The sequence below is a fragment of the Meridianimaribacter flavus genome, from assembly GCF_004366715.1.
Taxonomy (GTDB): Bacteria; Bacteroidota; Bacteroidia; order Flavobacteriales; family Flavobacteriaceae; genus Gaetbulibacter_B; species Gaetbulibacter_B jejuensis.
The window spans coordinates 61,625-73,952 of record NZ_SOQZ01000009.1; the positions used below are offsets into that span (position 1 = coordinate 61,625).

Here is a 12,328-nt window from a genome sequence, read left to right on the forward strand (position 1 = left end):
TAACTTTGTTATTCTAAGTTTTTTCAATGGAACACTTTGTAGTATCAGCACGAAAATATAGACCACAAACCTTTAAGGATGTTGTAGGACAGTCTGCTATTACAAACACTTTACTTAATGCCATTGAAAACAATCACTTAGCGCAAGCCTTGTTATTTACAGGACCTAGAGGTGTTGGCAAAACCACATGTGCTCGTATTTTAGCTAAGATGATTAATAGTGATGGTACTGAAACTGAAGAAGAAGACTTTGCATTTAATATTTTTGAACTAGATGCAGCTTCAAACAACTCGGTTGATGATATTAGAAATCTTACCGACCAGGTTCGTATACCTCCACAAGTAGGAAAATATAAAGTATATATTATTGATGAGGTACACATGTTATCTCAAGCGGCATTTAATGCGTTTCTTAAAACACTAGAAGAGCCACCAAAACACTGTATCTTTATACTAGCAACTACTGAAAAACACAAAATAATACCTACTATACTTTCGCGTTGTCAAATTTTTGATTTTAAGCGAATTAGTGTTAGAGATGCTAAAGACTACTTAAAGTACATCGCTGAAGAACAAGGTATAAGTGCTGAAGATGATGCATTACATATTATTGCTCAAAAAGCTGATGGAGCAATGCGTGATGCCTTATCTATTTTTGATCGAGTAGTAAGTTTTTCTGGTAAAAATCTAACCAGACAAGCTGTTACTGAAAACTTAAACGTACTAGATTATGAAACGTACTTTGAAAGTACCAACTTAATACTAGACAATAATATACCTGAATTGTTAATTCAATTTAATGCTACTCTTGCCAAAGGTTTTGATGGTCATCATTACATTGCTGGTTTAGCTTCTCATTTTAGAGATTTACTAGTTTGTAAAAATCCAGAAACTTTAAGTTTACTTGAGGTTGGTGAAGACACTACCCAAAAGTATATGGACCAATCTAAAAGAGCGTCGCAAGAGTTTCTGCTAAAAGGCATTGAGTTAGCCAACGACTGTGATTTAAAGTATAAAAACAGTAAAAACCAACGTTTACTTGTTGAACTTTGTTTAATGCAATTGGCCTCTATCACTTTTGATGGAGAAAAAAAAAATAGCAGTCGGTTCATAATACCTGCTTCTTATTTTAAAGCTAAAGGCATTACTCCTATTCCTGTTCAAAAGGAAAAACCTAATCAACAAGCAACAATTCCTGAGCCACAACAACAGCCAAAACAAGAAGAACCTGTTACTAGCGTTAAAGAAGAAGCGGTTACAACCTACGAGCCTCCAAAGCCAAAAATTGCTTTAAAACGTGATGCAACTACAACTTCTGGCTTATCGCTTAAAAGTATACGCGCTAAAAAAGAACATCAAATTCGTCAAATGGAAGTTGTTATTGACGAAAATGATTTACCAAGAGAAGCATTTACCGAAGAAGAATTCATTTCGGTTTGGAACGATTATATCAAAACACTTCATACCAAAGGCGAAAAGATTATGGCTTCCATACTAGAAATGGACACGCCTAAATTAAATGAAACCAGCATTGAATTAGAATTCCCTAATGAAACATTAAAACTAGAGTTAGAAAAAGCGCAATATCCTTTAATGGAATACATGCGCAGAACTCTAAAAAACTACGATTTAAAGCTTGAGATTTCAGTAAATGAAGAAGTGGCAAAACAGTATGTATTTACTGCAAAAGATAAATTTGAAAAGCTTAAAGAAAAAAACCCTAATATAGAATTGCTGAAGACCACCTTTGGCTTAGACCTATAAACCATGAAATATTATTATCTATTTGCTGTCCTATTATGCGTTGCTTTTTCTAGTTGTGATGGCAGAAAAAGTCATAAGGAGTCGTTGGAAGAGTCTGTATCAAAATTCAAATTAAAAGATTCCAATCTTGACATTATAACTTATTATCCTAAGCAATATACTGAAGTAGCTACTGATACAATTTTATCTAACACATTTCAAATTAAGATAAAAAACTACTCACTCATGGATAACAACGTTATTATAACTACATCAAGCCAAGAGAACAGAAATAAAATTGAATACCACAGAGTTTTTGAGTCAGAAATTGTAGTTTTTAATAAGTCTGAAAAAATACTTGAAACCACTATAAATGCTGAGATTTTCAAGCATCAATCAACTATTAATTCTTTTTGGGATAACGCAACATTGGAGCATGTTTGGGTTAATCAAGAATCATCTAATGATGATACGGTTAATTTAGAAATTTCATTCATCAACCCAAAAAACAAAGCTCGTAAACTATACCAAATGTCTATTGATAAATTTGGTAAGTACAATACATTTTTAAGAGACGAACACATATAGATATGCTAGGACTAAAACTACCTACAGATCCACGTTGGGTAAACATTGTTGAAAAAAATATAGAAGAAATTCTTACTGATCATGCGTACTGTGAGCAAAAAGCGGCAAGTACAGCAATTTCATTAATAGTGAGTTTTCCTGAGTATACCGATTTGGTTCAGGAAATGATAGCTTTGGTGAAAGAAGAAATAAGCCATTTTAAAATGGTACACGATAAAATTCTTGAACGAGGTTGGACACTTGGTAGAGACCGAAAAGACGAGTATGTTATTGACCTTGTTAAGTTCTTCCCTAAAGGGGGAAGCAGAACTACACAATTAGTACATAGATTACTTTATGCAGCTTTAATAGAAGCTAGAAGTTGCGAACGTTTTAGGCTACTTTCTGAAGAATTGGAAGATAAAGAATTAGCAGAGTTTTACCGAAAACTTATGGTAAGCGAAGCAAACCACTACACCATGTTTTTAGGTTTTGCAAGACAATATGGTGAGCGAAAAGAAGTTGACCAAAAGTGGCAACAACTACTTGATTACGAAGCAGATTTGATGAAAAATTTAAGTAAGAACGAAACTATACATGGTTAATTTTGTATTTTAGATTACTATCTAAATACAACATCTCCATGAAACATCTCTACTTATTTTTTACCTTTCTTTTTTGTGTATCTGCAAATGCCCAAAATGAAGACCTTTTAGGCGAATGGTATTTGTACAATATTAATCGTAACAGTAATACCATTGCTAATATTTATAGTTATGTTACTTTAAACTTAACTGAAGACACAAATAATTCAAATTTTAATTTCAGTGCAATGTCTTCATGTAATCCAATTTTCTCTGGTGAATATGAAGTTACTTCAAGTGATATAACTATTTTTTCGGCTGATGTAGGTTTAGCTGATTGTTTCCCTAGCGAAGAATATGAAGGGGAATTTGAGGGCTATTATTTAGGTATTCTTTTAAACGGAGAATCTTATCCTAATGAATTATCTTGGTCCATAACAGGAAGTGGAAACGACGCTGTATTGACTCTAACAAAAGCTAATGGAGATTATTTAACTTTTAGCAGACAACAAATGCCAACAGATTTATTTGGTAATTGGTTTCTCCATTCATTAGAAGTAAATTCAACCTCTGTAGAAATACCAGAAAGCGCTACGCCTACACTTAATTTTGATAACACTCAAGGTCCAACAACTAATGGTTTTGAATTTGAAGGCGAATTGGCTTGTAATAGTTTTTCGGGAGAATTTAGTCATTCTCCAAACAGTACGTTTGATATTCTTTATTATACCGAAACTTTAGGTATATGTTCAAGTCCAGATGAAAATAACTTTGAAAGTTCTTATGCTTTGGTATTACCATCTTATGATATTGGAGGCAACTTTGAAACTGTCAATTATGAAATTACTGGCACAGGAAATAATCAAACACTAATTATAAACAACATTACCAATAACAGTGTTGCTGTTTATGGCAGACAAACACTATCTTATACTGAAAATGAAATAGTAAACTCAATACGTTTAAAAGAAAATCCTGTTAATGAAAACCTAAGTTTTTATAACTTAAATAATGAAAGTGAGTTATTCTTTACTATGTATTCAATACAAGGTAAAACTATTACATCACAAAACTTATTAGATGCTGAAATAAATGTTAATCATTTACCATCTGGTATTTATTTTATCACCATTTCAGACAAGCTGCATAATTCAAAAACACTAAAATTTATTAAATTATAAAGCACAAAAAAAAAGCTCTAGTAAAATCACTAGAGCTTTTTTTATATTTTGAATTAATAGCTTAAAATACCTTGTAGTTTAGTCCTATTTGGATTACACCTGTAGTTGCCTCAGGAACTAACTCTTCATCAAAAACATTTGAGAAACCGTAGTTATAACGTGCGTCTACATAAAAATCTCCTGAAAGTTTAAACTCTATAATTCCTACTCCAGAAAACACAAAGTTTTTAAATCCGTCATTATCCTTGTGTACTTTTACGCCTACTTGTGGACCAACACCAAATGCAACAGCATCATCAAACAGTTTATACTTTAAAAGCACAGGAACATTAATATAGTCGTTAGCAAAATCTTCATGATTTGCACCTTCAGGTGAAAACTGAATTTCTGGTGCTACACTAAGGCTAGCAGCTAATGGAATTTCGGCATAAACGCCAAACAAGAAACCGTTTCTGTGTTGATTTTCATTGATAGGACCATCTTTATAGTCCATATTAGAAATAGTCAAACCTGCTCTTACTCCGTAACTAACAGATTGAGAACTATTGCTTTGAGAAAATCCTATGGTGGTGCATAACGCAAGAACTAAAGTAGTAATTAATGTCTTCATAATTTATAATGATTTGAGACGTCGAATATAAAATGAAAATTATGAATTACCCTTAATTATTAGATATGTAACAAGAAAATTAAGACGAAATGCTTATTTTTCTAATTTAATGCTACTTACAGTTTTATAGTACATACTTTTTATTATTCCGTCGGAAAGTCCAATTTTAGGAACATAAATATCTTTGGCTCCACTCCATTTCATAGCTGATAAATAAATGCGTGTTGCAGGAATAATTACGTCAGCTCTATCTTGATTTAAGTCTAGCTCTGTAATTCGTTCTTCGTAAGAATAAGTTTGTAATTTATTGTAGTAACTAGTTAAATAAAAGTAAGTTAAAGGTTTACCAAGTGCTTTTCCTGAAATCTTGAAAATTTTATTGATGTTACCTCCTGAGCCTATTAAATCTATTTTATCATAGCTCTTGGTTTGTTCCTTAATCCATAATTCTAACTCATTCCATGTTTCATTGGTAACAATATCATTAAGTAATCGTACTGTACCTATTTTAAAGGACTTAGAAACAATTTTTTCTCCATTATAAATTACAGAAAACTCTGTACTACCACCACCAACATCAACATACAAATAGGTTTTACTAGGGTCTATATAGCTATCAAGATCAGTAGCTGCAATTATAGCTGCTTCCTCTTCTCCATCAATAATATCTATGTCAATTTTAGCTTTTTCAGAAATGAGTTTTGATATTTCTTTTCCGTTTGAAGCTTCTCGCATCGCAGAAGTAGCACAAGCTTTATAGCTAACCACTTTATGCGATTTCATTATCAGCTTAAAGGCAGTCATGGTGTCCAACATACGTTGTTCGTTTTCTTTAGATATTTTTCCTTTTACAAAAACATCTGCTCCCAAACGGATAGGAACACGAACTAATGAGTTTTTTTTAAACCTAGTCGACTTTCCTTTTTGTTCTATAATATTTGAGATTAATAAACGAACCGCATTTGAACCTATATCAATTGCAGCGTATTTTTTTATGGTTAACATTAACTTTCTAACTTTTTTAAATAATAATCATAAGTAGCGAATTGGGTTCTAACTTTTGGTAGATTATTACGCTTATATCTATTATTTTGATTTTTGTTCAAAATACGAGATTTTACATTATCACTCCAACAAATATCAAAAATATCTAATAGTTCTTGCTTGATATCTTCATCATAAATTGGACAGGTTACTTCTACTCTATTTTCAATATTACGTGTCATCCAATCTGCTGAAGAGATATACACTTTTTCGTCATTATCATTACAGAATATATACAACCTAGTATGCTCTAAAAATTTATCGATGATACTAATAACATCAATATTCTCACTCATACCTTCTACTCCAGGAATTAAGCAACACAAGCCTCTCACAATCATTTGAATTTTTACTCCTGCTCTACTCGCTTCATAAAGTTTATCAACCATTGCATAGCTAGAAATACTATTGAGCTTTAGCTTTATGTAAGCAGGTTTACCTTGTTTTACATTTTCTATTTCCTTGTCAATGAGTTTAAAGAGTTTAGCTTTGGTATAATGTGGTGATGTTATAATATGTTTATAGCGATAGATTCTATAATTTATCTCAAAGAAATTAAACACCTTATTAAGGTCTTTTAATATTTTTTGGTTGCAAGTAAAGAGTGTAAAATCGGTATAAATTTTAGCTGTTGACTCGTTAAAGTTCCCAGTACTTATAAATCCGTAACGCTTTAGTTTTGTACCTTCTTCACGTTCAATCACACACATTTTACTATGCACTTTTAAACCAGAAACACCAAACAAAAGGTTAACACCTTCATCTTGCATTTGCTCAGCATAATCAATATTAGCTTGCTCATCAAATCGTGCTTGTAATTCAATTGAAACGGTTACTTTTTTTCCATTTTTGGCTGCATTAATTAATGAACTTGCAACGTGGGATATTTGAGCTAATCTATATATAGTAATTTTTATAGTTTTTACTTTTGGATCTAAAGCTGCTTCTCTAAGAAACTTAACCACATAAGAAAAAGTATGATAAGGCGTGTAAAGCAAATAGTCTTTTTTTGCAATTGTATTAAAAATACTTTTCTCTAAACTTAAACCTTTTACTGGCAATGCTTTTATCTTGTCATACAACAAATCTGTTCTGCCTAAACTAGGGAACCCCATGTAGTCTCTCCTATTATGGTAACGACCTCCAGGTATAACACTATCATTTGAATCGATACCCATTTTAGCCATTAAATACCCTAAGGTTTCCTTGTCAATGGTTTTATCATAAACAAACCTAACAGGTTCTCCTACTTGTCTATGCTTAACACTATCAGAAATTTTCTCAATAAAACTTTTACTTAAATCACTGTCAAAATCTAATTCACCATCCCTAGTGATTTTAATCATGTGAGCTGTAATACTTTTATAATCGAATATGTTAAATATATCATTTAAACAATACCTTAGTAAATCATCTAATATTATGATATAGTCTTTATTATCCTTTTTGGGTAAAACAACAAACCTATCCATTGATCTTGGTATTTCAATTAAGGCAAATTGCTTTTCATTATTTTCAAGATTCATTCTTACAGCTAAATAGGCTGCACTATCTTTTAAAATAGGTAAATCTACTAGGTCATTGAGTATTATTGTTACTAGTGCTGGACTAACATTTTGGATAAAATAATTCTTAATAAAATCGTGTTGAGAATCGTCAATTTGTGACTCATTAATGATATAAATACCTTCATCTTCAAGGTTTTTTTGAATATCATTAAGTATTCCTAAACTTTCACTTTGCTGTTTAATAACAACTTGTGTAATTTTTTCTAATAACTCACTAGCCTTAATACCTCCTAACTCACTCTTACCTGCTTTTCCTGCCTCGTCAATTCGCTTAACAGTTGCATATCTTACTTTAAAAAACTCATCTAGATTATTAGAGAAAATTCCTAAAAAACGAAGTCGTTCTATTAAAGGAACTGATTTGTCTGCTGCTTCTTGTAGAACTCTAGCATTAAATTGTAACCAGCTTAATTCTCTATTAATGTAACTGTTTTTATCTTTGGTCATTAAGTTTCTATTTAGTTAAGCACAAATATATTCTATTTAGAAAATATAAGCGCTGTTGGTAGATTTAATAAATTGTAAACCTATTTAAAGATTTATAAATATTTCTCATCCAAATGAATTGGTATAAAATACTTATTTTATGATTTTAATTCCTTGGGAAATAGCAACATATCAGTATGTCCTTTATTAATTTTTAACCATTGGTCAGTATCAAAATCAATTTTTGCTAATCCACAAGTTGGCAAGTTGCCAATAAATTGATCTCCAAGTTCATTTACCAATGTAGTAAATGCATGATTATGTCCAAATACCATAATACAACTATGGGTGTCATCAATTGATTTTATAAAATCCATAACCATTTGACCACCAAAATCATATAAATTACTGTCTATAGCCAGCCTATTTTCATCAATATTTAGAGTTTTAAGAAATATCTTACACGTTGTTAAGGCCCTATTTGCAGGGCTTGAAAAGACCATTTCTGGTCGTATTTTATAGCTTTTAAAGTGTTTTGACATCAAATTAGCATCATTTAAACCTCTAGAGTTCAACGGTCTATCAATGTCGCTTACATCGTACTCCCACGACGATTTTGCGTGTCTTATAAATAATATCTGTTTCATTTAAATATCGACTAAATGCATTTTTTTTCGATAAAGTGTTGCATAATTCCGTTTTAACGATTATTTTCGTCCCTTTAACATTTATTTTTGTGCAACATCTTTTTATTAAGTTGATTTGCTCTTGTAAAATTAATGTAAATGACCCCAAATCAAAAACATATTAATCAATCCATTCGTACCGCAATATTTTGCGATACACTTCCCTCTAAACATAATTTAAGAATTTTAACTAGTATTCAATGTAATTGGAATGACTATTTAAGTTAATATATGCAATAATATTTGCACACTTTGGGATGCTCTAATTTTATTATAGCAGCTCAAATATAAATTTAGAAAAATCTAATTAAAGAAATTATGAATATTAAAATTAATCCTTTGGTAATAGCATTGTTCACTTTGTGCACAATTATTTCTACTAAAATTTCAGCTCAGGAAAATGACGTAAAGTTGTTTAACAATGATGTCCAATCTAATACCAGATCAAAAGGCTTACCTGACAACGATGCACAAATGCTTAAAAAGTTAGTGTATAAAAAAGTTGAAACTGCTTACTTATCGAATAATGAGTCAAAACCAATTATGCTAAATACAGAACGTGTAGTTGTTGATGTTGCTTCTTTGAATACAATTAGCAGAAAGCCATCTAACATGGTCAAAGTTCTTGTTATAAAAGTGCTTAACCAAAATGACCTAAGTAAAACTATTGACTACGATGCATTTTCTGTTTTTCCTAACCTAGAGTGCATATATATAAGTTGTGAAGTTGAAGCTTCTCAACCACAAATAATAAGAATGATTAAAAAAAGAGAAGATATTAAATACCCTCCAACTTTTTTAGGTATTAATATTCCTATTTAATGATATAACGCTATTATCAAATTACAAAGAATAAAACTCAGGCAAAAATGAAAAACTATACTATAAAACCTGTTATCTTCAATAAAAAAGCTTTAAGCATGCTAATGCTTATTTTTGCTATTGTAGGTTCGTCATTTGCTCAAGTACAAGTGCCTTTTACGCAACGTACATCGCAATACACGCCAAGTAAAGTTATTTATAACGTAAAAGGTGATTTTACCCTTATAGGAAATTCAAACTTAACGTTAGACTCATACAATGTTAACTATAATAATAGTAACAGAACTATGGAGTTCGTTGACGTTGATAACGACTCTTCTACTGAAAACTCATCTTCTGCAACGTTAACCTTTTCAACAGAAAATGGTGCTAACCCAGACTGTTCCAATATTATTTATGCAGGTTTGTATTGGACTGGTAGAGGTGATGATGATGATTTAACTAATTTACAAAAACGTACAATTAAGCTAAAAGGACCTAACGACTCTAGTTACCAAACACTTGTAGCTAACCAAAATGATATTAGGTATCCTGGAAATAATGGTATGTATGCTGGTTATATAGAAGTAACTGACCAAGTTAGATCTAACGGACTTGGTGAATACTTTGTTGCTGATATAGCTGTTTCTGAAGGTAATGGAGGTAGCACAGGATATTATGGTGGTTGGGGAATGATTGTAGTTTATGAAAACTCAAAAATGAACTGGAGAGATGTAACTGTTTTTGATGGTTATGCTTACGTTCAAGGAAACACTACAACAAATTATGAGCTACCTGTATCAGGATTTAATGCTGTTCAATCTGGTCCAGTAAATATTAAATTAGGTTTAATGGCTGGTGAAGGTGATAGAGGTATTTCTGGCGATTATTTTGAAATTATTGAAGCCGATGAAGTTAATAACCCTAACCCAAATAATAATGATTGGGTAGATTTAAGTCACTCTGGTAATAGTACTAGTAACTTTTTTAACTCCTCTATACAAACAGGAGGTAATGCAAGAAATCCGAACTTAGTAAACAATACTGGTTTGGATATTAGCATGTTTGATTTAGACAACTCTGATAAATCTTTAATTGATAACAGCCAAACATCAACTAAATTTAGATACGGATCAACACAAGATACTTATATCATTTTTAGTATGGCCATGTCTGTTGATGCTTATATTCCTGAATCTGAAGGAGTTTTATCAAATACTACAATTAACGGAAGTGCTCCAACTCCAGGTATGCAAGTATTACCAGGAGATGAAATTGAATATAAAGTTGAAATTAAAAATAAAGGTACAGAGCCTATTCTTGATGCAAGATTGGTAATACCGATTCCTTTTACATCAGAATTTATACCTGGAAGTATTGTACACAACGCTTATTTACCAGCATTTGCAGCAGGAACTCCGTATTATGATCCAAATGAAGGGGCTACTGGTTCTATTGTTTGGGATATCAACTTTTTACCTTTATTCCCTGCTGACATCGATCTCTTATTAGCTGATTTATCTTTTAAACTCAAGGCAACCGAAGACTGTTCGGTACTTGTAAATGCCAATTGTGAGCCAAAAATTGTAATTCTTGGTGGTTATATTAGTGGTACAGGTATGATTTCAGGAACAGATTATTCTCTTCCTTTAATACAAGGTTATCAACAAGAAGGAAATTGTCAAGGAGAACCAAATACTGATCCAATTGAAATTAATATTGACGCTCAAGATTATATTAACGATAATTGTACAGGTGTTACAGTAGAAAGAGATTTCTTCTATTGTAGTTTTGAAGGAAATTCAATACCTGTTTCTGAAATTGAAGCTGAATTTCCTCCTGGATCTAGATTTTATGATTCTTACCCTGTAACTGGTTCAACAACTGAATATACTAGTACAAATCCGTTCCCTGCAACATTAGGAACTACAACTTACTATGCTATTCCTCCAGGAGACCCAAGTTGTCATTATATATTTACAATTGCAACTAGCAGTGTAACAACAACGCCTTCGGCTAATGATGAAGTATATTGTTTAAATGAAACAGCTACTCCACTTACAGCTCAAACTACTGACCCTAATTATATATTATTATTTTACCCAGATAATAATCCTAATACTGTAGGTCAAACGTCATTAATACCAGATACAAGTGTAGCAGGTACATTTACCTACTACGTTTCTGAAGGTCCTAATGAAATGTGTGTAAACAGTGAAAGAACTCCTTTAACTGTTACAGTATACAATGCTATTTCAATAACATTAGAAGAGTTAGTTCATAGCTCATGTAGCGATAGTAATGACGGAAGTATTAATATTTCTGTTAGTGGTGGAACCGGAAACTATACTTATGATTGGGACAACAACGGATCTGAAGACCCTGATACTGACTCACAAGACTTAACCAATTTAGATAATGGAACTTATACTGTAATTGTTAGTGATGAAAACTCTAACTGTTCAGCTACTGCTACTTTTAATGTAAATTTAATAGATACTACAGCTCCAACCATTTCAGCTCCAGACGATATAGTTGTTGAAGGTTGTTCTACAAGTGATATTCAAAATGGTAATCTTACTGCTTTACCTTTTAGTTCTAGTACTGCAACTATAACTGAAGCTCAATTCTTAGCTGAAGGTGGAACTTTTACTGAAGACAATGTTGACTCTATCACTTATATAGATGTTGCAACAGGCTCTTGCCCAATAAAAGTTAGTAGAACTTATACTATTACAGATATTTGTGGTCAACAAGCAACTGATGTTCAAGTTATAGACATCAATGATACTACTGATCCTGTGCTTACTGTTCCTGCTACTGCTAATGTAGAGTGTGGTGACAGCATAGATCCTTCTCAAACTGGTAACGCAACTGCTACTGATTCTTGTGGATCGGTAACCGTAACTTATTCTGATAGTGTTGCAGCTGGTACTTGTGGTAATACTCAAACTATTACTAGAACTTGGACTGCTACTGACGATTGTGGTAACGATGTATCGCAAGATCAAATCATAAACGTAATTGATACTACTGATCCTGTGCTTACTGTTCCTGCTACTGCTAATGTAGAGTGTGGTGACAGCATAGATCCTTCTCAAACTGGTAACGCAACTGCT

General features: G+C 32.0%; 10 protein-coding genes. 6 read left to right on the plus strand and 4 right to left on the minus strand.

Annotation, left to right across the window (positions count from 1 at the left end; genetic code table 11):
* Window positions 1–26 precede the first annotated feature (26 nt).
* Genes A8975_RS14310 through A8975_RS14325 form a run of 4 tightly spaced genes read left to right on the plus strand, consistent with a single transcriptional unit; the run spans window position 27 to window position 4,074 of the window.
* Window positions 27–1,763 carry a DNA polymerase III subunit gamma/tau gene (locus A8975_RS14310; protein ID WP_134201375.1) on the plus strand — a complete coding sequence of 579 codons (1,737 nt, stop codon included), beginning with the start codon at window positions 27–29 and terminating at the stop codon, window positions 1,761–1,763.
* Window positions 1,764–1,766: 3 nt separating this feature from the next.
* On the plus strand, window positions 1,767–2,330 hold the full coding sequence (locus tag A8975_RS14315) for a hypothetical protein (RefSeq protein ID WP_134201377.1): 564 nt from the start codon (window positions 1,767–1,769) through the stop codon (window positions 2,328–2,330).
* Between the two features lie 2 nt (window positions 2,331–2,332).
* Window positions 2,333–2,914 (plus strand): tRNA-(ms[2]io[6]A)-hydroxylase, encoded by a 582-nt coding sequence (locus A8975_RS14320; RefSeq protein WP_131506550.1) that lies wholly within the window; start codon window positions 2,333–2,335, stop codon window positions 2,912–2,914.
* Between the two features lie 38 nt (window positions 2,915–2,952).
* Entirely contained in the window at window positions 2,953–4,074 is a 1,122-nt protein-coding gene (locus tag A8975_RS14325) for a T9SS type A sorting domain-containing protein (RefSeq protein ID WP_134201379.1), read from the plus strand.
* A 61-nt stretch (window positions 4,075–4,135) separates the two neighbouring features.
* On the opposite strand, the gene A8975_RS14330 is transcribed toward A8975_RS14325, so the two are convergent.
* The 4 genes from A8975_RS14330 to A8975_RS14345 form a co-directional block, all read right to left on the minus strand.
* The gene (locus A8975_RS14330) at window positions 4,136–4,684 is read right to left on the minus strand and encodes a porin family protein (RefSeq protein WP_134201381.1); all 549 of its coding nucleotides are present in this window, start codon (window positions 4,682–4,684) and stop codon (window positions 4,136–4,138) included.
* 93 nt (window positions 4,685–4,777) lie between these two features.
* Entirely contained in the window at window positions 4,778–5,689 is a 912-nt protein-coding gene (locus A8975_RS14335) for a Ppx/GppA phosphatase family protein (RefSeq protein WP_134201383.1), read from the minus strand.
* Window positions 5,689–7,743 carry a polyphosphate kinase 1 gene (gene ppk1, locus A8975_RS14340; RefSeq protein ID WP_134201385.1) on the minus strand — a complete coding sequence of 685 codons (2,055 nt, stop codon included), beginning with the start codon at window positions 7,741–7,743 and terminating at the stop codon, window positions 5,689–5,691. The genes A8975_RS14335 and ppk1 overlap by 1 nt, the downstream gene beginning before the upstream one ends.
* A 137-nt stretch (window positions 7,744–7,880) precedes the next feature.
* Window positions 7,881–8,369 (minus strand): SixA phosphatase family protein, encoded by a 489-nt coding sequence (locus A8975_RS14345; protein WP_134201387.1) that lies wholly within the window; start codon window positions 8,367–8,369, stop codon window positions 7,881–7,883.
* A gap of 357 nt (window positions 8,370–8,726) precedes the next feature.
* On the opposite strand from A8975_RS14345, the gene A8975_RS14350 reads away from it, so the two are divergent.
* Together A8975_RS14350 and A8975_RS14355 are read left to right on the plus strand one after the other, a co-directional pair.
* Complete coding sequence (locus A8975_RS14350; RefSeq protein WP_134201389.1) at window positions 8,727–9,230, plus strand: hypothetical protein; 504 nt, start codon at window positions 8,727–8,729, stop codon at window positions 9,228–9,230.
* Between the two features lie 47 nt (window positions 9,231–9,277).
* The coding region (locus tag A8975_RS14355; protein WP_134201391.1) for a SprB repeat-containing protein at window positions 9,278–12,328 on the plus strand (3,051 nt) is incomplete at its 3' end.

What these genes read in the sequence shown, in the direction of transcription:
- A8975_RS14330 (WP_134201381.1), bottom strand. Translation starts at nt 4,684, where the DNA reads ATGAAGACATTAATTACTACTTTAGTTCTTGCGTTATGCACCACCATA.
- A8975_RS14320 (WP_131506550.1), top strand. Translation starts at nt 2,333, where the DNA reads ATGCTAGGACTAAAACTACCTACAGATCCACGTTGGGTAAACATTGTT.
- ppk1 (WP_134201385.1), bottom strand. Translation starts at nt 7,743, where the DNA reads ATGACCAAAGATAAAAACAGTTACATTAATAGAGAATTAAGCTGGTTA.
- A8975_RS14325 (WP_134201379.1), top strand. Translation starts at nt 2,953, where the DNA reads ATGAAACATCTCTACTTATTTTTTACCTTTCTTTTTTGTGTATCTGCA.
- A8975_RS14350 (WP_134201389.1), top strand. Translation starts at nt 8,727, where the DNA reads ATGAATATTAAAATTAATCCTTTGGTAATAGCATTGTTCACTTTGTGC.
- A8975_RS14345 (WP_134201387.1), bottom strand. Translation starts at nt 8,369, where the DNA reads ATGAAACAGATATTATTTATAAGACACGCAAAATCGTCGTGGGAGTAC.
- A8975_RS14315 (WP_134201377.1), top strand. Translation starts at nt 1,767, where the DNA reads ATGAAATATTATTATCTATTTGCTGTCCTATTATGCGTTGCTTTTTCT.
- A8975_RS14335 (WP_134201383.1), bottom strand. Translation starts at nt 5,689, where the DNA reads ATGTTAACCATAAAAAAATACGCTGCAATTGATATAGGTTCAAATGCG.
- A8975_RS14310 (WP_134201375.1), top strand. Translation starts at nt 27, where the DNA reads ATGGAACACTTTGTAGTATCAGCACGAAAATATAGACCACAAACCTTT.